Genomic DNA, 26326 nt, shown 5'->3' with positions numbered 1-26326 from the left:
CCGAGCTGGGGTGGAACGGATCGTTCACCCGCCGGAAACCTGAGCGGCGCCGCAGGTCGGTAGCGTGCGGGCATGCACAGATCCGTCGGGCGCACCCTGCTGTGCGCCACCGCTGCCGCAGCGCTCCTCGCGGCCCCGCTCGTCTCCGTCACCACGGCCGCTGCGAACCCCGCTGGCACCGGGCTCGTCATCGAGGAGGCCTACCTCAAGGGCGGCAGCGCGAACCAGCCCTTCACGAACAAGTTCGTCGAACTCGGGAACCCGACCGACACCGCCGTCAGCGTCGACGGCTGGTCGGTGCAGTACCGCGCCGCGACCGGCACCGGCACCCCCGCCGTCGGCAAGCTCAGCGGTTCCGTCCCGGCGCACGGCACGTACCTCGTGCAGATGGGCTCGAACGGCACCACCGGCGAGGCCCTGCCCGAGGCGGACGCCGTCACCGGCCTCAACCCCTCCGGCTCCACCGGCACCCTCGTGCTCGCGGACCAGGCGACGGCGCTGTCGCTCCCCGCGGGCGCGGTCACCGCCGGCACGCCGGGCGTCGTCGACCTGCTCGGCTACGGGACGTCGAACACGTTCGAGACCGCGGTCGCCACGGCGGGCACGGCGAACTCCGTGCCGGACGGCCTGACCCGCCAGGGCACCACGGACACCGACTCGAACGCGGCGGACTTCACCGTCACGTCGACGATCACGCCCGAGAACGCCGCGGGCGAGACCGGCCAGCCGACCGACCCGACCGACCCCACGGACCCGACCGACCCGGGCACCCCGGCCGAGCAGGTCACGATCGCGCAGCTGCAGGGCACCGGCACGGCATCGCCCTACGCCGGCAAGGCCGTCACCACGGACGGCGTCGTCACGGCGGTCTACGCCACCGGCGGGTTCTCCGGCTACACGGTCCAGACCGCCGGCACCGGCGGGGCGCTCGACCTCGCCACGCACACCGCGTCGGACGCGGTCTTCGTCTACTCGTCGGCGACCGCCGGCAGCGTGGCGATCGGCGACGCGGTCCGCCTGACCGGCACCGTCTCCGAGTTCAACGGCCTGACCGAGCTGACGGTGCCCACCGCCGCCGGCCTGACGAAGCTCCCCGCCGCCGGTGTGGTCCAGCCCGTCCCGGCCACCCTGGCCTTCCCGCGGACCGACGCGCAGCGGGAGTCGCTCGAGAGCATGCTCGTCGCGCCCCAGGGTGCCTACACGGTCGCCGACAACTACACGACGAACCAGTACGGCGAGGTCGTCCTGGCCTCCGGCACGAAGCGGCTCCTGCAGCCGACCGAGGTCGCCCGCCCGGGCAGCGCCGGGGCAGCGGCCGTGACGGCGGACAACGCGGCCCGCAAGGTCGTCCTCGACGACGGAGCGAGCACGAACTTCCTCAGCGCGGCGAACCAGTCGATCCCGGTCTCGTGGCTCACCCAGGGCCCGGTCACGGTCGGCGCCACCGCGACCTTCGCGAAGCCGGTCGTCCTCGACTACCGGAACGACTCGTGGAAGTTCCAGCCGACGTCGCCGATCACCGGGGCGACCCCGAAGGCGGACCTGCCCGCGTCGTTCTCGGACGTCCGCACCGCGGCGCCGGAGCAGGTCGGCGGGGACATCCGCCTCGCCGGGTTCAACGTCCTGAACTACTTCCCGACGACCGGCGACCAGCTCACCGGCTGCACGTACTACACCGACCGCGACGGCGACCCCGTCACGGTGCGGGACGGCTGCGACGCCCGTGGTGCGGCGAACGCGGACGACCTCGCCCGCCAGCAGGTGAAGATCGTCAAGGCGATCAACGGCCTCGGCGCGGACGTGGTGTCCCTCGAGGAGATCGAGAACTCGGCCCGCTTCGGCCAGGACCGGGACGCCGCCGTGGCCACCCTCGTCGCCGCGCTCAACCAGGCGACGGGCAAGGACACCTGGGCGTACGCGAAGTCGCCGTCGAAGCTCCCCGCGAGCGAGGACGTCATCCGGCTCGCGCTCATCTACAAGAAGGACCGCGTGCAGCCGGTCGGCGGTTCGACGATCCTCACCGACTCGACGGCGTTCGCGAACGCGCGGCAGCCGCTCGCGCAGGCCTTCGCCCCGGTCACCACGAAGCCCGGCAAGGGGAACGGGAAGCCGTCGAAGCCGTCCGCGAAGGACACCTTCCTGGTGATCGCGAACCACTTCAAGTCGAAGGGGTCCGGCACGGGGGCCGACGCCGACCAGGGCGACGGCCAGGGCGCGTCGAACGCCTCCCGCGTCGCCCAGTCGACGGCGCTCGTCGCGTTCTCGACCGCGATGCAGCGGCAGGCCGGCACCGACAAGGTGTTCATGCTCGGCGACTTCAACGCCTACAGCCAGGAGGACCCGGTGGCCGTCCTCGACCAGGCCGGCTACACCGACCTCGGGCCGACGCGGGACGCCTCCGAGTGGTCCTACGTGTTCAGTGGCCTGAGCGGCTCGCTCGACCACGTGTTCGCTTCGCCGGCGGCCCTGAAGACCGTGACGGGCGTGGACATCTGGAACATCAACTCGGTCGAGTCCGTCGGCCTGGAGTACAGCCGCTACGACTACAACGTCACGGACCTGTACCAGGACGACGTGTACCGCGCGAGCGACCACGACCCGATCCTGGTCGGCATCGACCTGCCCGGCGTCACCACCCCGGGTGACGGCGGGAACCCCGGGCACGGTGGCGGGCCCGGTCACGGAGGCGAGCCGGGGCACGGCGGCGGCTCGCTCGCCGACGCGCTCGCCGCACTCGCGGCGCTCCTCGCCTGGTTGCGCAGCCTGTTCGGCTGACGGACCGGACCACTCCACTGACGGGAGGCGCGGTGCCAGCCGGCACCGCGCCTCCCGTCCGCCGTCCGCTCGCGTTTGACCGACGTGACGCGCGTCGGGTAGGCTCTCACCTTGGTCTGCGTGCCCCGCGCGCAAGACAGTCAGATGAGCCCTCCACCTGGGTGTTCCACCGGCTTCTGCCGCACGGAACCCCGACCGGAGCGGGATTCACGGACTCCTCACCTCGACACGAAAGCAGCACTCCTGTGACTCGCACGTTCTCACCGAAGCCGGCTGACGTCCAGCACGACTGGATCGTCATCGACGCCACCGACGTCGTCCTCGGCCGCCTCGCCTCCCACGCCGCGGCGCTCCTCCGCGGCAAGCACAAGGCCACCTTCGCCCAGCACATGGACATGGGTGACTACGTCATCATCGTGAACGCGGACAAGGTCGCCCTGACCGGTTCCAAGCTCGCGAAGAAGGTCTACTACCGCCACTCGGGCTACCCGGGCGGCCTCACGGCGACCTCCTACCCGGAGATGCTCGAGAAGCACCCCACCCGCGCCGTCGAGAAGGCGATCCGCGGCATGCTCCCGAAGAACACGCTGGGCCGCGAGCAGCTCAAGAAGCTCAAGGTGTACGCGGGTGCCGAGCACCCCCACTCCGCGCAGCAGCCCACGACGTACACCTTCGACCAGGTCTCGCAGTAACAGCGGCCACGACGACTTCCAAGGACTAGAGAAAACTCATGGCTCAGATCGCTGACTCCCTCGACCAGACCCCGGAGAGCTTCACCACGGAGAGCGCACCCGCCGCTGCCGAGGCCGCTCCCCGTCAGATCCTCAACGTCTCCGGCGGTGCCGTCGGGCGCCGCAAGGAGGCCATCGCGCGTGTCCGCCTCGTCCCGGGCTCCGGCTCGTTCGTGGTCAACGGCCGCACGCTCGAGGACTACTTCCCGAACAAGCTGCACCAGCAGCTCATCAACGACCCGTTCAAGGTGCTCGAGCTCCTCGGCTCGTACGACGTCGTCGCCCGCATCACCGGTGGCGGCCCCTCGGGTCAGGCCGGCGCGCTCCGCCTCGCCATCGCCCGCACCCTGAACGAGATCGACCGCGAGAACAACCGCGCGACCCTCAAGAAGGCCGGCTTCCTCACCCGTGACGCCCGCGTCATCGAGCGCAAGAAGGCCGGTCTCAAGAAGGCCCGCAAGGCGTCGCAGTTCTCGAAGCGCTAGTCGCCACCGGCTGAAGATCGCAATGCCGCGTCTGTTCGGTACCGACGGGGTTCGTGGTCTCGCCAACGGCGAGCTGACGGCCGCGCTCGCACTGGGTCTTGCCCAGGCGAGCGCGGCCGTCCTCACACACGGACACCACGCCGACGCCCGCCGGGCGTCCGGCCGGCCGCGCCCCCGCGCGGTCCTCGCGCGCGACCCGCGCGTCTCCGGCGAGTTCCTGGGTGCCGCGGTCGCGGCCGGGCTCGCCTCCGCAGGCGTCGACGTCCTCGACGCCGGGGTCATCCCGACCCCCGCAGCGGCGTTCCTCGTCGCCGACATCGACGCCGACTTCGGCGTGATGATCTCCGCCTCGCACAACCCCGCTCCCGACAACGGGATCAAGTTCTTCGCCACGGGTGGCCGCAAGCTGCCGGACGAGGTCGAGGACCGCATCGAAGCGGCCATGCACGACCACTCCGCACCCACCCCCACCGGCATCGACGTCGGACGCATCTCGCGGTTCGCGGACGCCGAGGACCGCTACGTGGTGCACCTGCTCGGCACGCTGCCGCACCGGCTCGACGGCATCCACGTCGTGCTCGACTGCGCCAACGGCGCCGCCGCCGGCGTCTCGCCCGAGGTCTTCGTCAACGCCGGTGCTCGCGTGACGCTCATCGGCGCCGACCCCGACGGCTGGAACATCAACGACGGCGTCGGGTCCACCCACATCGACAACCTCGCCCGCGCGGTGCTCGAACACGGTGCGGACGTCGGCATCGCCCACGACGGCGACGCGGACCGCTGCCTCGCGGTGGACGCCGCCGGCAACGCGATCGACGGCGACCAGATCATGGCGATCCTCGCGCTGTCGCTGCAGGAGCGCGGGCGGCTGAAGGACGACACCCTCGTCGCGACGGTGATGTCGAACCTCGGGCTGAAGCGCGCCATGACGGACGCGGGCATCACGGTGCTCGAGGCCGGCGTCGGTGACCGCTACGTGCTCGAGAAGATGACCGAGGGTGACTACTCGCTCGGTGGCGAGCAGTCCGGTCACATCATCTTCAACGAGTTCGCGACCACGGGTGACGGCATCCTCACGGGCCTGCACCTCGTCGCCGAGATGGCGCGCACGGGCAAGTCCCTGCAGGAGCTCGCCGCGTGCATGACGGTGTTCCCGCAGGTCCTCGTGAACGTGCGCGGTGTCGACCGGCACGGTCTCGCCGACCAGGGTGTGCAGGACGCCATCGCCGCTGCGACCGACGCGCTCGGGGACACCGGCCGCGTGCTGCTGCGTCCGTCGGGCACCGAGCCCGTCGTCCGCGTGATGGTCGAGGCCGCTTCACAGGAGGACGCCCAGCGCATCGCCGAGGAGCTCTCCGCCGTGGTGCAGGAGCGCTTGGCGCTCGACGCAGCGTAGCGGCGCCGGCGCGCGCTGCGCTGCGCGTTGCGCTTCGCACAACCAAAACCCGCTCGAGCCGTGCAATTGCGTGGTTCGGGCGGGTTTTGGTTGTGCGGCGCCAGCGGCGATCCGACCCGGCTCGCGTCGTGCGGCCGGCGGCCGGCGGCCCGCGCCCGCGCCGCGGCTTCCTTTCGAACCACGAAACCGACGTCGAACCAGGCCCTGACCTCGGTTCGACGTCCGTTTCGTGGTTCGACGCCGGGAACGGCGCGCGGCGCGCGGCGCCCGGCGCGGCGCGGCGCGCGGCGCCGCGCTAGATCTTGCGGAGCAACACCGACGACACCTTGTGGTCCGCCGCCTTCTTCAGCACGAGGGTCGCCCGGGAGCGCGTCGGCAGCACGTTCTCGAGCAGGTTCGGCTCGTTGATCGCCCGCCACACCTGGGTCGCCGTCTCGACCGCGTCCGAACGCGAGAGCGAGGCGAACCGGTGGAAGAACGAGTCCGGGCTCGCGAACGCCTCTTCCTGCAGTGCGAGGAAGCGGTCGACGTACCAGGCCTCGATGTCCTTCGTCTTCGCGTCGACGTAGATCGTGAAGTCGAACAGGTCCGACAGCGCCAGCCGTCCGTGCACCGGTGGCGCGAGGACGTTGAGCCCCTCGACGATGAGGACGTCCGGCTGCCGCACGACGATCTCGGCGTCGGGCACGATGTCGTAGACCAGGTGCGAGTAGTACGGCGCCCGCACCTCGGTCGCGCCGCTCTTCACCTGGCTGACGAACCGCAGCAGGGAGCGACGGTCGTACGACTCCGGGAAGCCCTTGCGGTCCATGATCCCGCGGCGCTCGAGCTCGGCGTTCGGGTACAGGAAGCCGTCGGTGGTGACGAGTTCCACCCGCGGGGTGTCCGGCCAGCGCTTCGTGAGCTCACGCAGCAGGCGGGCGACGGTCGACTTCCCGACCGCGACCGAACCGGCGACACCGATCACGAACGGCGTCCGTCCGGCGCGTTCGCCGAGGAACCGGCTCGTCTCGGCGTGCAGGTTCCGCGCACCCGCCGCGTACAGCGTCAGCAGGCGGGAGAGCGGCAGGTAGACCTCCTGCACCTCCTGCATGTCCAGCCGGTCACCGAGACCGCGCAGCTGCACGATCTCCGTCTCGGTCAGGGAGAGGTGCTCCTTGGGTGCGAGCTGCGACCACTCGCCGCGCGGGATCTCCACGAAGGGGGTCGGGTGCGCGACGGCGGTGTCCGGGATCGGCATGGGATCGAGCGTACAGAGGCGGACGGGCTCCGGACTGGAGGCGCGGATCACGTGAGCAGACCGGCCGACGCGAGTCGCGCCTCCAGGCCCGCACCAGCGCTCCGCGCTCCCGCGCGACGCGCGCCGGTCAGGCGGGGAGGGCCGCCTCGATGGCGGCGATGACCTGCGGGGCGTCCGGCTTCGTGGTCGGACGGAAGCGCGTGACGGTGCCGTCCGGTGCGACGAGGAACTTCTCGAAGTTCCACGAGACGCGACCGGCCTTGCCGTCGGCGTCCGGGGTCTCCTTGAGGGCCTGGTAGAGCGGGTGAGCGCCCTTGCCGTTGACCTTCACCTTCTCGGACATCGGGAAGGTGACGCCCCACGTCGTGGAGCAGTACTCGTCGATCGCCTCGGACGAACCGAGCTCCTGCAGGAACTGGTTGCTCGGGAAGCCGAGCACCGTGAAGCCGCGGGGGCCGTACTCCTTCTGCAGCGCCTCGAGCTGCTCGTACTGCGGGGCCAGGCCGCACCGCGACGCGACGTTCACGACCAGCACCGCCTTGTCCGCGTAGGCGCCGAACGTGGTGTCCTCGCCGTGCAGTGTCGTGATCGCGATGTCATCGAACCGTCCCATGGGCGGGACGTTAGTCCAGGAGATCGAGATCTGCCTGACGTCGCACGAACTCACGCATGTGCGGGACCGTGAAGGCGATCCGACCGCGCTGTGGTGCGTAGACGATCCCCTTCCTGATCAGGTTGTGCCGGGCCTGGCTCGTCGCCTTCGCCGGGACTCCGAGTCGGCCTGCGACCACTCCGGTCGACGACTCCTCGTCGAGGTCCTCCGCCATCGCCACGAGGTACTGACGCTCGGTCGGCGTGGCTGCCGCCCAGCGACCGGGGAAGAACCCGCTGTCGAGTTCGGCGTTCCCGCGGTCGATCGCGGCGATCGCGTCCGCTTCGGTGATCCGTCGGTCCTCCGCGAGGTCCCAGGCGGCCGAGCCGTAGGTCTGCAGGAAGTACGGGTACCCACCCGAGGTGTCGATGAGGAGCTCGAGGGCGGGCCGGTCGAACGTCACGCCTGCCCGTTCTGCGGGCACGACCAGTGCCTCCGCGGCGGCGCCGGAGGGGAGGGAACCGATCTCCCGGTACTCGAACAGTCGCTCTGCGTACGACTTCGCGGCCGTCAGCGTCGCGGGAACACTGGGCAGCCCCGCGCCGACGATGACGAACGGCCAGCTGCGCTGTCCCGCGCGGTGCTGGACCGAGAGCAGTGCACCGAGCATCTCCGGTCCGAGGTCCTGCAGTTCGTCGACGAACAGCGCGAGGGTGCGCTGCTGCTCCGTGAGGGCGGGCGCGAGGTCTTCGACGAGCTCTTCGAGGTCGATCTCGACGACTCCTGAGTCCGCCCGACCGGTGGACGGTTCGATCTCCACGCTCAGCCCGAGTCCGCCGAACTGGGCGCCGAACGACTTCACGGTGCCGAGCGCGCCGCGGACGGCACTGCTCAGCGCCGCGCCACGCTGCAGGCGGCGGGAGGCGAGTGCCAGTTCGCGGGACAGTCGCCTGCGAGTGATCTCCTGACCGGAGTCCGACGACTGGCCCTCGACGTCGACGACGAGCCAGCCGGCGCTGTCGGCCTGGGCGCGGAACTGGTTGAGGAGCACGGTCTTCCCGACGCCGCGCAGGCCGTGGAGGACCATGCTGCGCGAGACCATCCCGCGCCGAGACCGCGCGACGAGGAGATCGAACGCGTCGACCTCCGCGCCGCGGCCGACGAGGGCTGGCGGGCGCAGGCCTGCGCCGGGCGCGTAGGGGTTCAACTCGGCGTGCATCTCATGAATTCTAGCCCTGTCTGTGATCGAGGACAGACTGCGGGAGATTCGGTGAGACCGAGCGCTGTGTATCGATCCGGACACCTCGCAGGGTCGGTGCCCAGGCAGACCGTAGGATCGTCCCCATGTGTGGAATCGTCGGCTACGTCGGCAGCAACAGCAGCCAGGACGTCCTCCTCGGTGGTCTCCGTCGTCTCGAGTACCGCGGCTACGACTCGGCGGGCATCGCCGTGGTCGACGGCTCGCAGGTGCTCGCCACCGCGAAGAAGGCCGGCAAGCTGCAGGCCCTGGTCGACGAGCTCGAGTCGCACCCGATCGCCGACGGCGGCACCGGCATCGGCCACACCCGCTGGGCGACCCACGGCGGCCCGACCGACGGCAACGCGCACCCGCACCTGGCCGACGGCGGCAAGCTCGCCCTCATCCACAACGGCATCATCGAGAACTTCTCCGAGCTCCGCGCCGAGCTGCAGGCGGACGGGGTCGAGTTCCTCAGCGAGACCGACTCCGAGGTCGCAGCGCACCTCGTCGCCCGCGCGTTCCGCGACACCGGTGACCTGACGTCCGCGATGCAGCAGGCGGTGCAGTGGCTCGAGGGCGCCTTCACGCTCCTCGTCGTGCACGCCGACCAGCCCGGCGTCGTCGTCGGCGCCCGTCGCAACTCCCCGCTCGTGGTGGGACTCGGCGACGGCGAGAACTTCATGGGCTCCGACGTGGCCGCGTTCGTCGCGTACACGCAGCGCGCCCTCGCCATCGGGCAGGACGAGATCGCCACGATCCGCCCCGACGGCGTCGACGTCATCCACTTCGACGGCACCCCCGCGACGCCGAGCGAGTTCGAGGTGAACTGGGACGCCTCCGCCGCCGACAAGGGCGGGTGGACCTCGTTCATGGCGAAGGAGATCAGCGAGGAGCCGGAGGCCGTCGCGAAGACGATCCTCGGCCGCGTGCACGACGGCGCCGTCACCCTGCACGACCTCGACCCGATCGCCGACCGTCTGGCCTCGGTCGACCGCGTCATCGTCATCGCCTGCGGCACCGCGGCGTACGCCGGCATCCTCGGCAAGTACGCCATCGAGCAGTGGGCCCGCGTGCCCGTCGAGGTCGAGCTCGCGCACGAGTTCCGCTACCGCGACCCGGTGCTGAACGACCGCACGCTCGTCGTCTCGATCAGCCAGTCCGGCGAGACCATGGACACGCTCATGGCCGTCAAGTACGCCCGCGAGCAGGGCGCGCAGGTGCTGTCGATCTGCAACACCCAGGGTGCGACGATCCCGCGCGAGTCCGACGCCGTCATCTACACGCACGCCGGCCCCGAGGTCGCCGTGGCGTCGACGAAGGCCTTCATCGCCCAGGGTGTCGCGCTCTACCTGCTCGGGCTCCACCTCGCCACCCTGCGCGGCACGCTCACCGCCGAGCAGATCGCGGAGCAGGTCGCCGAGCTCGAGGGCCTCGCCCCGAAGCTCCAGCAGACCATCGACGACGCGTCCGGCATCAAGGACCTCGCCCGCTGGATGGCGGACACCCGCAGCGTGCTGTTCCTCGGTCGGCACGTCGGGTACCCGATCGCGCTCGAGGGTGCACTGAAGCTCAAGGAGCTCGCGTACATCCACGCCGAGGGCTTCGCCGCCGGTGAGCTCAAGCACGGCCCGATCGCCCTCATCGAGCCCGGGCAGATCGTCTTCGTGATCGTGCCGTCGCCGCGTGACCCGCGGTCGCTGCACCCGAAGGTGGTGTCGAACATCCAGGAGATCCGCGCTCGCGGCGCCCGGGTGATCGCCATCGCGGAAGAGGGCGACGCCGCCGTGCTGCCCTTCGCCGACGAGGTCCTGCGCATCCCGCTCGCGACGCCGCTGTTCGAGCCGCTGCTCGCCGTGGCGCCGCTGCACATGTTCGGCATGGAGCTCGCCGCGGCCAAGGGCCTCGACGTCGACCAGCCGCGCAACCTCGCGAAGTCGGTCACCGTCGAGTAGACGGCGATGATCATCGGCATCGGTGTCGACGTCGTCGACCTGGAGCGGTTCGAGCTGGTGCTCGACCGCACGCCGGCGATGCGTACGCGGCTCTTCACACCGGCGGAGCTGATGCGCGACGGGGAACCCCGTCCGATCGCGTCGCTCGCGGCGCGGTTCGCCGCGAAGGAAGCGCTCATCAAGGCGTTCGGGTCGAGCGCGGGGCTCAGCTGGCAGGACCTCGAGGTCGTCTCCGACGACCAGCGGAACCCGTCGCTCACCCTGCGGCGCGGGGCGCAGCAGGTGGCCGAGTCGCGGGGCGTCGGGTCGGTGCACCTGTCGCTCTCGCACGACGGCGGGATCGCCACGGCCTTCGTGGTGCTCGAAGGAACAGGGGACACGGTTTGAGTGCGTTCACCGGCATCACGGTCGACCGACGGACGACGGTTCTGTCGCTGATCGCCGAGGGGGTCGCGTCATGAGTGCGTTCACCGGCATCACGGTCGACCGGGAGGCCCTGATCGCCAACTACGGTCGGGTCGCCGAACAGGTGGCCCCGTCCGGCGTCATCGCGGTCGTCAAGGCCAACGGGTACGGCCACGGCGCAGCCGAGGCCGCGCAGGCGTTCGTGGACGCCGGCGCCGAGTGGCTCGGCGTCGCGGACATCGACGAGGCGGTCGCGCTCCGGCAGGCGGGCATCGACGAGGGGGTCCGCATCCTCGCGTGGCTGCACGCTCCCGACGAGGACTTCCGGCGCGCGGCCCGGTACGGCGTCACCCCGGCGGTGTCAAGCGTGTCGCAACTCGCCGCCGCCGCCGACTCCGAGGTCCCCGCCGTGCACATCTGCGTCGACACGGGGCTCAGCCGCAACGGTGCGGTCGAGTCCGAGTGGGCGGAGCTGTTCGCCACCGCGGGCCGTCTCGCCCGGAGCGGCGCCCGCACCCGCGTCGAGGGGCTGATGTCGCACCTGTCGAACGCGTCGCGCGCCGACGACCTCGACCAGGACGCCGCCCTGCAGCGGGCGCTCGACGGCCTCGCCGCGAACGGGATCGTGCCGGACGTGGTGCACCTCGCCGCCAGCGCCGCGAGCATCGCCGTCCCCGAGACCCGCCACGACCTGGCCCGGGTCGGGCTCGCGCTGTACGGGCTCAGCCCGTTCCCGGACCGCACCTCGGCCGACCTCGGGCTCCGTCCCGCGATGCGCGTCACAGCCGCGGTGCTCCGGACCGTGCCGGTACGCGCGGGCGAGGGCGTCAGCTACGGCTACACCTGGCGCGCCGAGACGGACACCCGGCTCGCGGTGATCGGGCTCGGCTACGCGGACGGCTTCGACCGCGACTTCGGCAACCGCGTGGTCGTCCGGATCGGGGACCGCACCTTCCCGGTCGTCGGACGCGTGGCGATGAACGCGATGCACGTCGACATCGGCGACGCCGACGTGCAGGTCGGTGACGAGGCCGTGCTCTGGGGCGACCCGGCGAACGGCGACCCTGTGGTGGAGGACTGGGCCGCCGCCGTCGGCACGATCAACTACGAGGTGGTCGCCCGGGTCGGCCGCAGCGTGGAACGGAGGACGACGTGAACGCGCCGCTGCGCCGGGCCGAGATCGACCTCGACGCCTACCGCGCCAACCTCGACCTGGTCCGCGAGTGGATGGACCCCGTCGAGGTGATGGCGATCATGAAGGCCGACGCCTACGGGCACGGCCTCGAACCGATCGCGCTCGCCGCGGTCGACGCCGGCATCCGCTGGATCGGTGTCCTGACGGTCCCCGCGGCCCTGCGCCTCCGGTCGATCGGCGTCGGCGAGGACGTGCACCTCTTCACGTGGCAGCACGACCCGGCGCTCGACTTCCGCGACGCGATCGACTCCGCGGTCGACCTCGGGGTCTCGAACGTCGACGAGCTGCGGCGGGTCATCGACGCCGTCGACCAGCGTCCGGCGCGGGTGCACCTCGGCGTCGACTCCGGGTTGCACCGCGACGGTGCGACGCTCGAGGCCTGGCCGGCGCTCGTCTCACTCGCGGTGGACGCGCAGCGCGCCGGGCGCATCGAGGTCGTCGCCGCGTACACGCACCTCGCCGAGTCCTCCGACGAGGACGACGCCTCGGCGGTCGCCCTGTTCGACGCCGCGGTCGAGCAGGCCGAGGACCTCGGGCTCGACGTGCCGATGGAGCACGTCGCCGCGTCGCTCGCCGGGCTCGAGCGCAAGGAGTTCCGCAAGGACATGGTCCGGATGGGGGCGAACCTGTTCGGCATCCCCGGAGCGGACGGCGTCTCGGCGTCGGACCTCGGGCTCGAACCCGTGATGACGCTGACGGCCTCGGTCGCGAAGACGAAGCGGGTCCCCGTCGACACCGGTGTCTCGTACGACTACACGTACCGGACCCTCGCCGAGACGACGCTCGCCCTCGTGCCCGTCGGCTACGCGGACGGCGTTCCGCGCCTGGCGCAGGGGCGCATCGAGGTCGCCATCGGCGGCACGCGCTACCCGATCGCCGGTCGCGTCGCCATGGACCAGTTCCTGGTCGACGTCGGCGACGACGACGTGCAGGTCGGCGACACCGTGGTGCTCTTCGGCACCGGGGAGCACGACGAGATGACCGTCCTCGAGTGGGGGCAGGCGCTCGGCACCATCGGCGAGGAGATCGTCTGCCGGATCGGCGCCCGGGTGCCCCGCGTGTACGAGGGCCACCGCGTCGAAGGGCACGTCGCCGAGTACCTCCGGGGCGAGCAGTGACCGAGCAGTCCCGCGTCCTGCTCGACACCACCGTGGCGACGACCGACGCGATGGGCGCGCTCGGGGCCCGGCTGGCCGCGGTCCTGCGCGCGGGGGACCTCGTCGTCCTCACCGGCCCGCTCGGTGCGGGCAAGACCACGATGACCCGCGGGCTCGGCGCGGCGCTCGGTGCGCGGGGCCAGGTGTCGAGCCCGACCTTCGTCCTCGCTCGCACCCACCCGACGACCGCCGGCCCGGACCTCGTGCACGTCGACGCCTACCGCCTGTCCGACCCGGTGGAGCTCGACGACCTCGACCTCGACTGGGACGCCTCGATCGTCGTCGTGGAGTGGGGCCGCGGCTTCGTCGACGGGATCGCCGACAGCGTCCTCGACGTCGAGATCATCCGCGCCACCGGCGCCGACGCGACCTCGGACGACGACCTCGACCCGGACGACGTCCCCGACGAGCCCCGCCGCGTGGTCGTCACTGGCACGGGTCCCCGCTGGGCCGACGCCGTCCTCTGACGACCGGACCAGTAGGATCGTCCTCCGGCCGACCGCCGGCCGGTGGACCGCGCCGGAGGACGACCGACGGAGGCCCACGTGCTCGTGACGCTCTCGACCCGGGGCGAGGCCGCTCCCGACCTTTCGCACCTGCTGCACAAGCACCCCGGCCGCGCGCAGTCGTTCGACCTCAGCGTCGGGACCGCGCACGTCTTCTACCCCGCCGACACCGACGAGGTCTGCACCGCTGCACTCCTGCTGGAGATCGACGCGGTCGCCCTCGCCCGGAGCAAGCGCTACGGAGCGGACGCGCAGGCGCTGTCCCGGTACGTCAACGACCGGCCGTACGTGTCGACGTCGATGCTCGCGCTCGCGATCGGCCAGGTGTTCCGCAGCGCGATGGCCGGCAAGAGCGAGTCCCGGCCGGAGCGAGCCGCGGCGCCGATCGATCTCGACGTCGCACTGACGAGCGTGCCGAGCGAGCCGGACGAGCACGGGGTCGGTCTGGCCACCCGGCTGTTCGCGCCGCTCGGGTGGGCGGTCGAGGAGACTCGGCGTCCGCTCGACGACACCCGTCCGGAGTGGGGTGACGCCACGACCGTGGGGCTGCGGCTCCGGGGGAGCGTCCGGCTGTCCGACGCGCTCCGGCAGCTCACCGTGCTGCTGCCGGTGCTCGACGACGCGAAGCACTACTGGGTCGGTGACGACGAGATCGGCAAGTTGCTCCGCCGGGGTGAGGGATGGTTGGCCGAGCACCCGCTCCGGGACCTCATCACCACGCGGTCGCTGGCGCACCAGCGCTCCCTTGTGGAGGACGCGACGAGTCGTCTGCTCGGGCTCGACGAGACGAGCGACGCGACCGCGAACAGCACGACCGCGAACAGCGCGACCGCGAACAGCACGACCGCGAGCCCCACGAACGCGAGCCCCACGGAGACCGGTCCTGCCGAGACACCGCTGTACCGCCGCCGCGCCGAAGCCGTCCTCACCGCGCTCGCGGACACCAGCGCCCGCACCGTCGCGGACGTCGGGTGCGGCGAAGGTGCGCTCCTCCGGCACCTGATGGCGGACCGCACGTTCACGACGGTCATCGGCACCGACGTCGCTCCGCGCGAGCTGGAGCGCGCCGAACGCCGCCTGCACCTCGACGAGGCCAGCGACGACCAGCGGGCACGGGTCCGGCTGCTGCAGTCCTCGGTGACGTACTCCGACGACCGCATCGCCGGGCTGGACGCCATCGTCCTCATGGAGGTCGTCGAGCACGTGGACCCCGAGCGACTGCCGGCCCTCGAGACCTCGGTCTTCGCCGCCGCACGCCCCGCAGCCGTCGTGGTGACCACGCCGAACGCAGAGCACAACGTCCGCTTCGAACGGCTCGCGGCCGGCCGGTTCCGGCACCCGGACCACCGGTTCGAGTGGACCCGGGACGAGTTCCGGGCGTGGGCCACCGCGGTCGGCGACCGGCACGGCTACACGACCGAGTTCCGTCCGATCGGCGACGACGACCCCGAGGTCGGTCCGCCCACCCAGCTCGCACTGTTCCGCCGCCTGCGCGGCTCGGAGGCCGCCGCATGAACGACCGCACCAGCAGCACCGCCCTGACGATCCCGGAGATGTCCCTCGTGCTCCTCGTCGGCACGAGCGGCTCCGGGAAGTCGACCTTCGCCGCGCAGAACTTCGGTCCGTACGAGACCCTGTCGAGCGACGTGTTCCGCGGGCTCGTCTCGAACGACGAGAACGACCAGGCGGCGACCCCGGCGGCCTTCGACGCGCTGAAGCACGTGGCGGCGCAGCGGTTGCGCGCCGGGCTCCTCACCGTGGTGGACGCGACGAACGTCCAGCCCGAGGCACGTCGCGACTTCGTCAAGCTCGCCCGCGACCACGACGTCCTGCCGGTCGCGATCGTGCTCGACGTCCCGGAGTCGGTGTGCGTCGCCCGCAACGCGACCCGGTCCGGCCGTGACTTCGGGCCGGCAGTGGTGCGCCGTCAGCAGGGCCAGCTCCGGCGTGGGCTGAAGCACCTCGGCAAGGAGGGTTTCCGTCGCGTCCACGTCCTCCACGGCGAGGACGAGGTCGCCGCCGCGACGATCGTCCGGCAGCCACTGCTCAACGACCGGAAGGACGAGCACGGCCCGTTCGACGTCGTCGGCGACGTGCACGGCTGCCGATCGGAGCTCGAGTCGCTGCTCGGCCGGCTCGGCTGGACCCTGGTCCGCGACGAGCTCGGCCGCCCGGTCGACGCCGTGCACCCGGACGGTCGTCGGGCGCTGTTCCTCGGCGACCTGGTCGACCGCGGTCCGGACACCCCGGGCGTCCTCCGGCTCGTGATGGGGATGGTGCGGAACGGGCACGCGCTCGCCGTCCCCGGCAACCACGAGGACAAGCTCGTCCGGGCCCTGGACGGTCGGAAGGTGCAGACCTCGCACGGGCTCGCCGAGACCCTCGCCCAGCTGGCGTCCGAGCCCGAGGAGTTCCGTACCGAGGTCCGGGAGTTCTGCCGCTCGCTCGTCGGCCACCTGGTGCTCGACGGCGGTGCCCTCGTCGTCGCGCACGCCGGCATGAAGGAGCAGTACCAGGGCCGGGCATCCGGCCGGGTGCGGTCGTTCGCGCTGTACGGCGACACGACCGGTGAGAGCGACGAGTACGGCCTGCCGGTCCGCTTGCCGTGGGCGGACTCCTACCGGGGTTCGGCGACGGTCCTCTACGGGCACACGCCGACCGTCGACGCCGAGTGGATCAACGGCACGATGTGCCTGGACACGGGATGCGTCTTCGGCGGGAAGCTGTCCGCGCTCCGGTACCCGGAGCGCGAGGTCGTGCAGGTGGACGCCGAGCGCGTGCACTACGAGCCGGCCAAGCCGCTCGAGCCGCTGCGCGGCCCGGCCACGCCGTCGACGGACGGCGACGTGTCGGAGGCGGGGCGCGCCTCCAGGCCCACCCAGCAGGCGGACGGGAGGCGCGGTGCCGGTCCGTCACCACGTCGCGTCCCCGGGGTGCTCCCCATCGAGGACGTGACCGGCAAGCAGATCATCGAGACCCGGCACCACGGCCGGGTCGGGATCCGCGCCGAGAACGCGGCCGGCGCGCTCGAGGTGATGAGCCGCTTCGCCATCGACCCGCGCTGGCTGCCGTACCTCCCACCCACGATGAGCCCGGTGGCGACGTCGGCGCTGCCCGACCACCTGGAACACCCGGAGGAAGCGTTCGCGTACTACCGCGGACAGGGCGTGGCGCAGGTCCGGATGGAGGAGAAGCACATGGGGTCCCGGGCAACGGTGCTGCTCGCGAGGGACCCGGCCCGCTTCGAGGCCCCCGCCGACTGGCGCGGCGTCGTGTACACCCGCACCGGACGGTCGTTCTTCGACGAGACCACCACCGCCCTGTTCACCGAACGACTGTCGGCGGCGTTCGAACGGGCCGGGCTCTGGACCGAGCTCGAGAGCGACTGGGTCCTGCTCGACGGTGAGGTGCTCCCGTGGGCGGTGAAGGCCGAGGGGATGATCCGTGACTGGTACGCCGAGGTCGGCGCTGCCGCGGCCGGGGCGTTCCCGAGCGCGCTCACTGCGCTGGAGTCGGCACGCGACGCCGGGGTCGACGTCGCCGCGCTGCTGGACCGCACCCGGCAGCGGGCGGCGGATGCGGAGGCCTACGTCACCTCCTACCGGCGGTACGCGACCCCTGCGCCCGGCATCGACGACGTGCGGTTCGCGCCGTTCCAGGTGCTCGCCGCCGAGGGCCGCACGTTCGCCGATCGGGCGCACGGGTGGCACCTCGAGGTGGCGGACCGGCTCGCGGCGACCGCCCCGGACGTCGTCCGGGCCACTCGGTCGGTGCTCGTCGACGTCCACGACGAGTCGAGCCGGGCGACGGGGACCGACTGGTGGCAGGACATCACGGGCGTCGGCGGTGAAGGCGCGGTCGTGAAGCCCGAGGAGAACCTGACGCGCGGGCCGAAGGGGCTCGTGCAACCGGGCGTGAAGGTGCGCGGGCGCGAGTACCTCCGGATCATCTACGGGCCGGAGTACACCGAGCCGGGCAACCTCGCGCGACTGCGGGACCGCGACCTCGGGCACAAGCGGTCGATGGCGCTGCGCGAGTACGCGCTCGGGCTGGAGTCGCTCGAGCGCTTCGTGGCCGGTGAGCCGCTGTGGCGCGTGCACCAGCCGGTGTTCGGCGTGCTGGCGATGGAGTCGGAGCCGGTGGACCCGCGCCTCTGACAACTGCCCGGCGCCGAGCCGTCGATCAGGCAGCCCCTCGACGGCAGCCGGACGACGGGTGGACGCGAGCCGAAGGCGACGGGGTGAAACTCTCCCGACTCTCATCTTCGGCGTCGACCTCCCAGCCCGTGCCGGGTCTGCGGCGTCCACCGGAGACCAGGCTGGCCGCATGACGACAGGGGAAGCGCCGGTTCGTCGGCGCAGGGGAACGACGTTCATCAAGTTGCTCGGCGGCCTGGCCGTGGGGACACTGGTCATCGCAGGGGCTGCGCTGACCACCACGACGCCCGCTTCGGCGGCGTCGGGCGGCAGCGGGGCACTCTCGTACGCCGCCATCGAGGGGTTCTGGGTCGACGCCGGCGGGACGGCCGCCAGCGCACGCATCGCAGCCGCCATCGCCATCGAGGAGAGCGGGGGCAACCCGGGCGCGATCCAGCAGGGGGTCGGGTACTGCGGGAGCGGGAGCGACCGGGCCGGATGGGGACTCTGGCAGATCACCTGCGGCGACTCCGTCCCGCAGTACGGCCAGGACTTCCAGATGCTGGACCCGTGGAACAACGCCGAGGCCGCGTTCGCCAAGTACGTCGCGGCCGGTGAGTCCTTCACCCCGTGGACGACGTACAACGACGGTGCCTACACGAGCGCACTGCAGTCCGTCGCACCCGCCTTCATCGCCGACCCCGGCCAGTGGACCCCGCGCGGGTCCGCACCGGCGGGGACCCACAACACCTCACAGCCCGGGGTGACGTCCGGCCCGGGCATCCCGAACGCACCGACGCCGACCGGTTCGTACGTCACCGCGGCCCACGTGAAGCAGACGGGGCTGTGGAGCATCACCGCCGGCAAGGCGGCGACGTCGTTCCCCGTCGGTGTGGCAGCGGGCACGAGCCCGGCGATCGCGAGCCTGTCGAGCAACTCGTACGTCATCGCGTTCCAGGCGACCGGTGGTGACCTCTGGTCCATCACCTCGGACGGCGCGGCGACACACTTCCCGGTCGGCATGGCCGCCGGGACGAGCCCGTCCGTCATCCCGACCTCCGGCGGCGGGTACGTGATCGCCGCCCAGACCAACGGCGGCAAGCTGTGGACGATCACGAACACGAAGGCCGCAACGGCGTTCGACGTCGGGATGGCCGCCGGGACGAGCCCGTCGATCGTGGCGACCTCGGGTGGCTACACCGTGGCGGTCCAGACCAACGGCGGCAAGCTGTGGACGATCACGAACACGAAGGCCGCGACCGCCTTCGACGTGGGGATGGCCGCCGGGACGAGCCCGTCGATCGCGGCGACCTCGGGTGGCTACACCGTCGCGGTGCAGACGAACACCAACGCGCTGTGGACGATCACGAACACCAAGGCGGCCACGGCCTTCCACATCGGGATGCAGGCCGGCACCAGCCCGGCGATCCTCGCCACGTCGAGCGGGTACGTCGTCGCGGCCCAGGCGAACAACGGCGACCTGTGGAGCGTCACGAACGGCAACGCGGCGACGCACTTCTCGATCGGGATGGCCTCGGACACGAGCCCGTCGATCGCGCCGGTGGGCAGCGGCTACGTCATCGCGGTGCAGACGAACTCGAGTGACCTGTGGACCGTGACGAACACGAACGCTGCGACGTCGTTCGGCGTCGGTCTCGCCAGCGGGACCAGCCCGGCGATCCTCGCGCGCTGAGCAGGTCGGACGGGGCCGGGTCGCACTGCGGCCCGGCCCCGTCCCGTGTCCGGCGAGCGGCACGATCACCGACCCTGCGGTTCGGATCCGGTGATCCGCCGCGCGGGCAGGTCTGCGCCGAGGCGCCTACTCGCCTGCGATCGTCGTGTTCAGGGCGATCTGGAGGGGAAGCCATGGAGAGGCAACGGCCACCAGGATCGCCAGCATGGCCCCGATCGGTCGTCTTCCGCGGCGGACGACGAGGAGCGCGGTCGCGAGGGCGATGGCCGTGCTGGCTCCGACGACACTGACCGTCGCGGCGGTGTCGACGAGAGCCCTGGCACACGCGGTGTCATCTGGCGTGACGGGGCCGATGGCGGTGGTCGCGGCGAGGAGCCAACACCAGATCACGCCGACGACGCACCCGACCCCCCATGTCGGCCAGATGGCGATTCGCAGCACGGTGTCCCACCGTCGAACCGTCCTGCTCTGCGTGAACTGCTCGTGCCGCACGTTGTTGCCCTTCGTCGCGTGGACCTCCGGGAAACGTAGCGATGACAACACCTCCGGACGAAAACATTTCACATGATCGTTGTCCTCTCGTGACGAGCCCGCCCGACGGGTGAACGCCGCCTACGATGGACGGGTGCTGCTCGCGATCGACACCTCCGCCGGGACCTCCGTCGCCGTCGTCGACCCGACGACCGGCCAGGCGCTCGCGACCCGCGACACCGAGGACAGCCGCCGGCACGCCGAGGTGATCGGCCCGTTCCTCGCCGAGGTCTTCGCCGAGTCCGGCACCACCCCCGCCGAGGTCACCGGCGTCGTGGCCGGCATGGGCCCCGGCCCGTTCACCGGCCTCCGCGTCGGCATCGCCGCCGCCCGCACCTTCGCCGCGGCACGCGGCGTCCCGTTCCTGCCCCTCGTCAGCCACGACGCGGTCGCCGCCGACCAGCGCGCGGCCGGCCTGGCCGGCCCGTTCGTCGTCCTGACGGACGCCCGCCGGCGCGAGGTCTACTGGACCGCCTACGACGCGACCGGCACGCGGGTCGCGGGTCCCGGACTCGCGAAGCCGGCCGACCTCGACGAGGCGATCCGCGCCTCCAGGCCCGAAGCGGTGGGCTGGGACCGCGTGACCGTCGCGTCCATCCCTGCCTGGAGGCTCGGGGCGATCGCCGCGGACCGGCTCGCCTCCGGCGCGCCCTTCGCCGACGACACCCCGCTCTACCTGCGCGACCCCGACGTGACCGTGCCGGGCGCGCCGAAGCGGGTCAAGCAGTGACCCTGCCCGACGGGCTGCGCCTGCGGCGCGCCCACCCGCAGGACCTCGACGACGTCATGTGGCTCGAGCACGCGTCGTTCCCGACGGACGCGTGGTCGGCGTCGCAGATGTCCGGCGAGCTGTACTCGCCGCACGGGTACTACGTCGTCGTGGAGACCACCGAGGGTGGGGCTCCGTCCATCGTCGGGTACGCCGGCCTCTCGTCGCTCGCCGGCAACCCGGTGGCGGACGTGCAGACCATCGCGGTCGCGGCCGACCAGCGCGGGAAGGGCATCGGACGGGTGCTCTTCACCGAGCTCCTCGACGAGGCCCGGCGCCGTGGCGTGCACGAGGTCTTCCTCGAGGTCCGCGCCGACAACCCCGTCGCGCAGGCGATGTACACCGCGTTCGGCTTCGAGCGGATCGCGGTCCGCCCCCGCTACTACCAGCCGGACGGCGTCGACGCGTGGGTGATGCGGGCGGAGCTGCCGCAGCGGGCCACGGACGGCCCGGGACCGATCGGACAGGAGACCCTCGGTGGCTGAACCACTGGTGCTCGGCATCGAGACGAGCTGCGACGAGACCGGCATCGGCATCGTGCGGGGCAACACCCTGCTGGCGAACGTCATCGCGTCGAGCATGGAGGAGCACGCGCGGTACGGCGGCGTCGTGCCCGAGGTCGCCGCGCGCGCCCACCTCGAAGCGATGACACCGACGCTCGAGGCCGCGCTCGAGCAGGCGGGCGTGACGCTCGACGAGCTCGACGCCGTCGCGGTGACGGCGGGCCCCGGGCTGGCAGGTGCGCTCATGGTGGGCGTGGGTGCCGCGAAGGCGCTCGCCGTCGCGACGGGCAAGCCCCTGTACGGCGTGAACCACCTCGTCGGGCACGTCGGGGCGGACGTCCTGCGGGTGGACGGCAGCGAGATCGACCTGCCGACGGTGGCGCTGCTGGTGTCCGGCGGGCACACGTCGCTGCTGCTGGTGCGCGACCTGGTCGGCGACGTCGAACTCCTCGGTGAGACCATCGACGACGCCGCGGGCGAGGCGTTCGACAAGGTCGCGCGATTGCTCGGTCTGCCGTACCCCGGCGGGCCGCAGATCGACCGGGCGGCGGCCGACGGCGACCCGACGGCGATCCGGTTCCCCCGCGGCCTGACGCTGCCGAAGGACATGGCCGCGCACCGATACGACTTCTCGTTCTCCGGGCTGAAGACCTCCGTTGCACGCTGGGTGGAACGCTGCCGCGACGAGGCGCGCGAGGTCCCCGTGGCGGACGTCGCCGCGAGCTTCCGCGAGGCCGTGGTCGACGTGCTCGTCACGAAGGCGCTCAACGCCTGCCGGGACACCGGGGTGAACCGGCTCCTGCTCGGCGGCGGCGTCGTGGCGAACGCGCGGCTCCGGACGGTGGCCGAGGAACGCTGTGCGGCGGCCGGGGTCGAGCTCCGGATCCCGCCGCTCGACCTGTGCACCGACAACGGCGCGATGATCGCTGCGGTCGGCGCCCGACTCGTCGCCGAGGGACACGCGCCGAGCGACCTCGGCATCGCGGCGGACTCGACGCTGCCGGTGACGACCGTCCAGGTCTGACCCGCGGCCGGGCCCCGGCGTCCGCGCCGACGTCCGGCGCAGCGGTGGGTCGTCTGTGGGAGGATTCACAGGGCACCGACGACCGAGGTGCCGAGAGGGGTGGACGGTGTCCGATCAGAACCAGTGGCCGAAGCCGGGCGAGACGACGCCGGAGGGCGGCGCGTCGACGAACCAGCCGGAGCAGGGCGCGCAGCCGTCCGGACAGCCCCAGCAGTACGGCGCCTCCGCCCCGGAAGCCCCGGCATCCGCACCCGCCCCGGCGCCGAACGACCCGTGGGCGCAGTCCGGTCAGGGATCGGCGGCGCAGGGCGTCTCAGGCGGGTACGCGGCGCCGCAGAACCCGTACGCCGCACCTGGCCAGGGCAGCCAGTACGGCCAGCCGAACGGGCAGTACAGCCAGCCGAACGGGCAGTACGGCCAGCCGAACGGGCAGCCGGGCTCCGGCGCCCAGCAGAACCCGTACGCGGCCCCCGGCCAGCAGTACGGGCAGCAGGGCGGCCAGTACGGCCAGCCCGGGTACGGCGCCCCGCAGAACCCGTACGCGGCGTCGGGGCAGCAGAACCCGTACGCGGCCGGCCCGCAGAACCCCTACGCCGCCACCGGCTACCAGCCGTACGCCCAGCGCCCGAAGACGAACACGCTCGCGATCCTCTCGATCGTCTTCGCGTTCGGCGGCATCATCATCTGGCCGCTCGTGATCCTGGCGAGCCCCGCCGGCGCGATCATGGGGCACATCGCCCTCGGCAAGATCAAGCAGTCCGGTGAGGGCGGCCGCGGACTCGCGCTCGCCGGTGTCATCGGCGGATGGGTCCTGACGGGCCTGTTCATCCTCATCGTCGGGCTCTTCGTGGTCCTCGGGGCGATCTCCGGGTCGTACTCGTCGGACTACGACTACAACGGCTACGACTCCGGCGCCTTCATCCTCTGACGCGGCCCGCCGGCCGGCCGGCCGGACCGTTCGCACAACCGAAGTGGCCTCGAACCGCGGAATCCCGCGGTTCGAGGCCACTTGCGTTGTGCGGATGCGGCGCGCCCCGCGCCCGACCCGGCCACGTCGGCGCCCCGCGCCCGACCCGGCCACGTCGGCGCCCCGCGCCCTACCCGGCCACGTCGGCGAGCCGCTCGCACAGGATCGCGGTGTGCCGTCCCTCCAGGCGGGTGAGCACGAGCGTGACGCGACCGCTGCCGCGGAGCCGCAGCCGCTTGCGGAACTGCGCCGGGTCGACGTCGACGCCGCGCTTCTTGATCTCCACCGTGCCGATGTCGTCGGACGCCAGGCGTGCCGCGAGCTTCTTCACGTCGAGCGGCATCGTGTCGAGCACCCGGAACCCCTGCGCGAACGGGGTGACGACGGCTCGGTCGGAACTGACGTACGCGATGCCGTCGGAGAGCATGCGGCCGTCGAGGGAGCGCGCGAGGTCCCCGATGAGCCGCGCCCGGATGACGGCGCCGTCCGGCTCGTAGAGGTAGGCGCCGAGCGGGCCGACCTCGACGTCCTCGGCATCGGCGGCCCCGACGAGTTCGGCGATGCCGTGCGACCCGATCACGGTCGCGGCACGGCGGACGCCCGGTCGGGCGAGGGGGCCGAACCAGAGGGCGAGCTCGACGACCTCGCGGTCGACGGACGTCCACTGCGCCTCGGCGGTGTCCGGGATGAGGTCGCGGTCGACGCCCGGGCCGAGCTTCACGCCGGTGGGGGTCGTCGTCGCGGCTGCGAACACCGTGTCGAGCGAGGGCGACCAGTCGTCCGGGTCGGCGAGCCGTCGGGTGTCGGAGTGGCCGGAGGTCCGTCGTGCCGGGTCCATCCAGACGCCGTCGACGGTGGACAGGTCGAACGACGCCGCGTCGCCGAGTTCGACCCGGGCGTTCGGCCAGGGCGAGAGGTTGTGCGTGGCGACGGCCGCGGTCACCTCGTCGCGGTCGACGGCGGTCACGTCGAGGTCGAGCGCCGCCATCGCCAGCGCGTCCCCGCCGATCCCGCACCCGAGGTCGGCGACCCGGGTCAGTCCCGCGGCGGCGAACCGTCCGGCGTGCTGCGCGGCGACCTGCAGCCGGGTCGCCTGCTCGAGGCCGGCCTCGGTGAAGAGCATGCGGGCCGCGAACTCGCCGAACTTCCCCCGCGCCTTCTGCCGCAGCTTCGCCTGCGTCAGGACCGCCGCGACGAGCCCGGGGTCGTGCCCCTCGGCCCGCAGCCGAGCGACGACCCGCACGATCTCACCGCCGTCCGAGACGGCCGGGGTACGGTCGAGCAAGGCCATCCCCGCGGGGGTGAGCAACTGGGCGAGGTCGGCGGCTTCCACGCGTCGATCCTCCCAGGTCGCCGAGAGGCTCGACCTGGGTTGGCACTCGGATTGACCGAGTGCCAACGACCTCCTAGAGTTGGCGTTGGCACTCTCCTGTGCGTAGTGCCAACCCGGTTTTCATCAGTACCGAGTCTCCACCGAGAAAGAAGAGGTCACCGTGGCCGTCAGCATCAAGCCGCTCGAGGATCGCATCGTCATCCGCCAGGTCGAGGCGGAGCAGACCACCGCTTCCGGTCTGGTCATCCCGGACACCGCGAAGGAGAAGCCCCAGGAGGGCGAGGTCGTCGCAGTGGGTCCGGGTCGTATCGACGACAACGGCAACCGCGTCCCGCTGGACGTCGCCGTGGGTGACAAGGTCATCTACTCGAAGTACGGCGGCACCGAGGTCAAGTACTCGGGCGAGGACCTCCTCGTCCTCTCGGCCCGCGACGTCCTCGCGGTCATCGAGCACTGAGTCCCGTACTCACCGAGAACGCCCCGCTGGCTCTGGCCGGTGGGGCGTTCTCGCGTCCGGCTCGTGGTCGCGTTCCGGCGGCCGGGAGGCACGGTGCGCCCCCGCAGCGTCGGTCCGGCTTCCTAGGATGGTTCCGTGAGTGAACCGAGTCCGACGCGTCCGCCCCGCAGCGAGGCATCCGTCGGTGTCGTCCAGGGCATCGTCGCGTACGGGCTCTGGGGCCTCATGCCGCTGCTCTTCGCGGCGATGGCCCCCGCCGGCGCGTTCGAGATCGTCGCGTGGCGCATCGTCTTCGGGCTGGTGTTCTGCGCGATCGCCATCGCCGTGACCCGCTCGTGGCTCCGGACCCGCACCCTCATGGCGCAGCGGCGGGTGATGCTCGTGATGGGGCTGGCCGCGGTGCTCATCCTGGTGAACTGGACCGTGTACGTCGCGGCGACGACCACCGGTCACACGGTCGAGGCGGCGCTCGGGTACTTCATCAACCCGCTCGTCACGATCGCGCTCGGCGTGCTGGTCCTGCGCGAACGGCTGCGGCCCGCGCAGTGGGTGGCGGTCGGCATCAGCGTCGTGGCGGTCGTCGTGATCGCGGTCGGCTACGGCCGGATGCCGTGGATCTCCCTCGCGCTGGCGTTCTCGTTCGGTCTGTACGGCCTCGTGAAGAAGCGGGTCGGCGGCACCGTGGACGCCCTCAGCGGCCTGACGATCGAGACCGTGTGGCTGCTGCCGATCGCCGTCGTGGCGCTGGTCGTGCTCGGCACGACCGGCCTCGGTGGCGGGCTGACGTTCACGAGCGAGGGCGGGGTGCACGTCCTCGTCACGCTGCTGACCGGGCCGGCGACGGCGGTGCCGCTGCTGCTGTTCGCGTCGTCGGCGCGGCGGGTGAGCCTGTCCACGCTTGGGCTGACGCAGTACCTCGCGCCGATCATGCAGCTGCTCGTCGGTGTGGTCGTGCAGCACGAGCCGATGTCGGGAGCACGGTGGTTCGGCTTCGGCATCGTGTGGCTCGCGCTGGTCATCCTGACCGTCGACTCCTTCGCGGCGGCTCGGGCATCCCGGCGCCGGGCGCTCGCACCCACGGCGGCCGAGCCGGTCTGACGGGCCCGACCCGCGCCTCCAGGCCGCCCGCCGCGCCCGCGCCCGCCCTCCCGCCCTCCCGCGCGCCCCGCGCCCGCCCGCCCGCCCGCGCCCGCCCGCCCTCGCAGCCCTGCGCCGTACCAACGCGAAAGCGACAGTTCT

Annotated in this window: 23 protein-coding genes; 18 read left to right on the top strand and 5 right to left on the bottom strand. The window is 72.1% G+C overall.

Translation table 11 applies throughout. The annotated features are described in order from the left end of the window. Window positions 1–72: 72 nt before the first annotated feature. From EDF64_RS05700 to glmM, 4 genes are all read left to right on the top strand, one after another. Window positions 73–2775 carry an ExeM/NucH family extracellular endonuclease gene (locus EDF64_RS05700; RefSeq protein WP_133519094.1) on the top strand — a complete coding sequence of 901 codons (2703 nt, stop codon included), beginning with the start codon at window positions 73–75 and terminating at the stop codon, window positions 2773–2775. A 245-nt stretch (window positions 2776–3020) separates the two neighbouring features. Further along, window positions 3021–3467: a 50S ribosomal protein L13 gene (gene rplM, locus EDF64_RS05695; protein WP_133519093.1), complete on the top strand. Its 447-nt coding sequence runs from the start codon at window positions 3021–3023 to the stop codon at window positions 3465–3467. 38 nt (window positions 3468–3505) lie between these two features. Then, the gene (rpsI, locus tag EDF64_RS05690) at window positions 3506–3991 is read left to right on the top strand and encodes a 30S ribosomal protein S9 (RefSeq protein ID WP_133519092.1); all 486 of its coding nucleotides are present in this window, start codon (window positions 3506–3508) and stop codon (window positions 3989–3991) included. A 22-nt stretch (window positions 3992–4013) separates the two neighbouring features. Continuing rightward, a complete protein-coding gene (glmM, locus tag EDF64_RS05685) occupies window positions 4014–5387 on the top strand; it encodes a phosphoglucosamine mutase (RefSeq protein WP_133519091.1) in 1374 nt (457 codons plus the stop codon). 295 nt (window positions 5388–5682) lie between these two features. Here glmM and coaA read toward each other — a convergent pair whose 3' ends face one another. The 3 genes from coaA to EDF64_RS05670 all read right to left on the bottom strand — a co-directional run bounded on the left by coaA (window position 5683) and on the right by EDF64_RS05670 (window position 8438). Continuing rightward, entirely contained in the window at window positions 5683–6627 is a 945-nt protein-coding gene (gene coaA / locus EDF64_RS05680) for a type I pantothenate kinase (RefSeq protein WP_133519090.1), read from the bottom strand. Between the two features lie 127 nt (window positions 6628–6754). Continuing rightward, a complete protein-coding gene (locus EDF64_RS05675) occupies window positions 6755–7240 on the bottom strand; it encodes a glutathione peroxidase (RefSeq protein WP_133519089.1) in 486 nt (161 codons plus the stop codon). A gap of 10 nt (window positions 7241–7250) precedes the next feature. After that, complete coding sequence (locus tag EDF64_RS05670; RefSeq protein ID WP_133519088.1) at window positions 7251–8438, bottom strand: ATP-binding protein; 1188 nt, start codon at window positions 8436–8438, stop codon at window positions 7251–7253. 125 nt (window positions 8439–8563) lie between these two features. Between EDF64_RS05670 and glmS the strand changes: the two genes are divergently transcribed. The 8 genes from glmS (at window position 8564) to EDF64_RS05630 (ending at window position 19503) form a co-directional block, all read left to right on the top strand. Beyond that, window positions 8564–10411 carry a glutamine--fructose-6-phosphate transaminase (isomerizing) gene (gene glmS / locus EDF64_RS05665; RefSeq protein WP_133519087.1) on the top strand — a complete coding sequence of 616 codons (1848 nt, stop codon included), beginning with the start codon at window positions 8564–8566 and terminating at the stop codon, window positions 10409–10411. A gap of 6 nt (window positions 10412–10417) precedes the next feature. Further along, window positions 10418–10798: a holo-ACP synthase gene (locus EDF64_RS05660; RefSeq protein WP_133519086.1), complete on the top strand. Its 381-nt coding sequence runs from the start codon at window positions 10418–10420 to the stop codon at window positions 10796–10798. Window positions 10799–10868: 70 nt separating this feature from the next. Next, window positions 10869–11972 carry an alanine racemase gene (alr, locus tag EDF64_RS05655; protein ID WP_133519085.1) on the top strand — a complete coding sequence of 368 codons (1104 nt, stop codon included), beginning with the start codon at window positions 10869–10871 and terminating at the stop codon, window positions 11970–11972. Next, window positions 11969–13129 (top strand): alanine racemase, encoded by a 1161-nt coding sequence (alr, locus tag EDF64_RS05650; RefSeq protein WP_166645617.1) that lies wholly within the window; start codon window positions 11969–11971, stop codon window positions 13127–13129. The genes alr (EDF64_RS05655) and alr (EDF64_RS05650) overlap by 4 nt, the downstream gene beginning before the upstream one ends. After that, window positions 13126–13635 carry a tRNA (adenosine(37)-N6)-threonylcarbamoyltransferase complex ATPase subunit type 1 TsaE gene (gene tsaE / locus EDF64_RS05645; protein WP_243736264.1) on the top strand — a complete coding sequence of 170 codons (510 nt, stop codon included), beginning with the start codon at window positions 13126–13128 and terminating at the stop codon, window positions 13633–13635. Before alr (EDF64_RS05650) ends, tsaE begins: the two co-directional genes overlap by 4 nt. Window positions 13636–13713: 78 nt before the next feature. Next, window positions 13714–15189 (top strand): 3' terminal RNA ribose 2'-O-methyltransferase Hen1, encoded by a 1476-nt coding sequence (locus EDF64_RS05640; RefSeq protein ID WP_133519083.1) that lies wholly within the window; start codon window positions 13714–13716, stop codon window positions 15187–15189. Next, on the top strand, window positions 15186–17831 hold the full coding sequence (locus EDF64_RS05635) for a polynucleotide kinase-phosphatase (RefSeq protein WP_133519082.1): 2646 nt from the start codon (window positions 15186–15188) through the stop codon (window positions 17829–17831). The genes EDF64_RS05640 and EDF64_RS05635 overlap by 4 nt, the downstream gene beginning before the upstream one ends. Before the next feature lie 169 nt (window positions 17832–18000). Further along, window positions 18001–19503, top strand: a complete 1503-nt coding sequence (locus EDF64_RS05630) for a hypothetical protein (protein ID WP_133519081.1) — start codon at window positions 18001–18003, stop codon at window positions 19501–19503. A gap of 126 nt (window positions 19504–19629) precedes the next feature. Here the strand turns inward: EDF64_RS05630 and EDF64_RS05625 are convergent, their stop codons facing one another. After that, window positions 19630–19893: a hypothetical protein gene (locus tag EDF64_RS05625; RefSeq protein ID WP_133519080.1), complete on the bottom strand. Its 264-nt coding sequence runs from the start codon at window positions 19891–19893 to the stop codon at window positions 19630–19632. A gap of 235 nt (window positions 19894–20128) precedes the next feature. Between EDF64_RS05625 and tsaB the strand changes: the two genes are divergently transcribed. From tsaB to EDF64_RS05605, 4 genes are all read left to right on the top strand, one after another. Continuing rightward, complete coding sequence (gene tsaB, locus EDF64_RS05620; RefSeq protein WP_133519079.1) at window positions 20129–20764, top strand: tRNA (adenosine(37)-N6)-threonylcarbamoyltransferase complex dimerization subunit type 1 TsaB; 636 nt, start codon at window positions 20129–20131, stop codon at window positions 20762–20764. Next, window positions 20761–21288, top strand: coding sequence for a ribosomal protein S18-alanine N-acetyltransferase (rimI, locus tag EDF64_RS05615; protein ID WP_133519078.1), 528 nt, complete (start codon window positions 20761–20763; stop codon window positions 21286–21288). Before tsaB ends, rimI begins: the two co-directional genes overlap by 4 nt. Next, window positions 21281–22330: a tRNA (adenosine(37)-N6)-threonylcarbamoyltransferase complex transferase subunit TsaD gene (gene tsaD / locus EDF64_RS05610; protein ID WP_133519077.1), complete on the top strand. Its 1050-nt coding sequence runs from the start codon at window positions 21281–21283 to the stop codon at window positions 22328–22330. Before rimI ends, tsaD begins: the two co-directional genes overlap by 8 nt. Before the next feature lie 106 nt (window positions 22331–22436). Next, window positions 22437–23258, top strand: coding sequence for a DUF4190 domain-containing protein (locus tag EDF64_RS05605; RefSeq protein ID WP_133519076.1), 822 nt, complete (start codon window positions 22437–22439; stop codon window positions 23256–23258). 169 nt (window positions 23259–23427) lie between these two features. Here the strand turns inward: EDF64_RS05605 and EDF64_RS05600 are convergent, their stop codons facing one another. Beyond that, window positions 23428–24630: a class I SAM-dependent methyltransferase gene (locus EDF64_RS05600; protein ID WP_133519075.1), complete on the bottom strand. Its 1203-nt coding sequence runs from the start codon at window positions 24628–24630 to the stop codon at window positions 23428–23430. Window positions 24631–24790: 160 nt separating this feature from the next. On the opposite strand from EDF64_RS05600, the gene groES reads away from it, so the two are divergent. Both groES and rarD read left to right on the top strand, forming a co-directional pair. Beyond that, window positions 24791–25087, top strand: coding sequence for a co-chaperone GroES (groES, locus tag EDF64_RS05595; protein ID WP_071292506.1), 297 nt, complete (start codon window positions 24791–24793; stop codon window positions 25085–25087). 135 nt (window positions 25088–25222) lie between these two features. After that, entirely contained in the window at window positions 25223–26185 is a 963-nt protein-coding gene (gene rarD / locus EDF64_RS05590; RefSeq protein WP_133519074.1) for an EamA family transporter RarD, read from the top strand. Window positions 26186–26326 lie beyond the last annotated feature (141 nt).

This window comes from Curtobacterium flaccumfaciens (assembly GCF_004361695.1).
Classification (GTDB): Bacteria; Actinomycetota; Actinomycetes; order Actinomycetales; family Microbacteriaceae; genus Curtobacterium; species Curtobacterium flaccumfaciens_B.
The sequence above is the reverse complement of the archived record's forward strand: the minus strand, read 5'-3'. Positions and strand labels throughout refer to the sequence as shown.

What these genes read in the sequence shown, in the direction of transcription:
- EDF64_RS05630 (WP_133519081.1), top strand. Translation starts at nt 18,001, where the DNA reads ATGACGACAGGGGAAGCGCCGGTTCGTCGGCGCAGGGGAACGACGTTC.
- glmS (WP_133519087.1), top strand. Translation starts at nt 8,564, where the DNA reads ATGTGTGGAATCGTCGGCTACGTCGGCAGCAACAGCAGCCAGGACGTC.
- EDF64_RS05675 (WP_133519089.1), bottom strand. Translation starts at nt 7,240, where the DNA reads ATGGGACGGTTCGATGACATCGCGATCACGACACTGCACGGCGAGGAC.
- rpsI (WP_133519092.1), top strand. Translation starts at nt 3,506, where the DNA reads ATGGCTCAGATCGCTGACTCCCTCGACCAGACCCCGGAGAGCTTCACC.
- EDF64_RS05635 (WP_133519082.1), top strand. Translation starts at nt 15,186, where the DNA reads ATGAACGACCGCACCAGCAGCACCGCCCTGACGATCCCGGAGATGTCC.
- alr (WP_133519085.1), top strand. Translation starts at nt 10,869, where the DNA reads ATGAGTGCGTTCACCGGCATCACGGTCGACCGGGAGGCCCTGATCGCC.
- coaA (WP_133519090.1), bottom strand. Translation starts at nt 6,627, where the DNA reads ATGCCGATCCCGGACACCGCCGTCGCGCACCCGACCCCCTTCGTGGAG.
- EDF64_RS05660 (WP_133519086.1), top strand. Translation starts at nt 10,418, where the DNA reads ATGATCATCGGCATCGGTGTCGACGTCGTCGACCTGGAGCGGTTCGAG.
- EDF64_RS05670 (WP_133519088.1), bottom strand. Translation starts at nt 8,438, where the DNA reads ATGCACGCCGAGTTGAACCCCTACGCGCCCGGCGCAGGCCTGCGCCCG.
- glmM (WP_133519091.1), top strand. Translation starts at nt 4,014, where the DNA reads ATGCCGCGTCTGTTCGGTACCGACGGGGTTCGTGGTCTCGCCAACGGC.
- EDF64_RS05700 (WP_133519094.1), top strand. Translation starts at nt 73, where the DNA reads ATGCACAGATCCGTCGGGCGCACCCTGCTGTGCGCCACCGCTGCCGCA.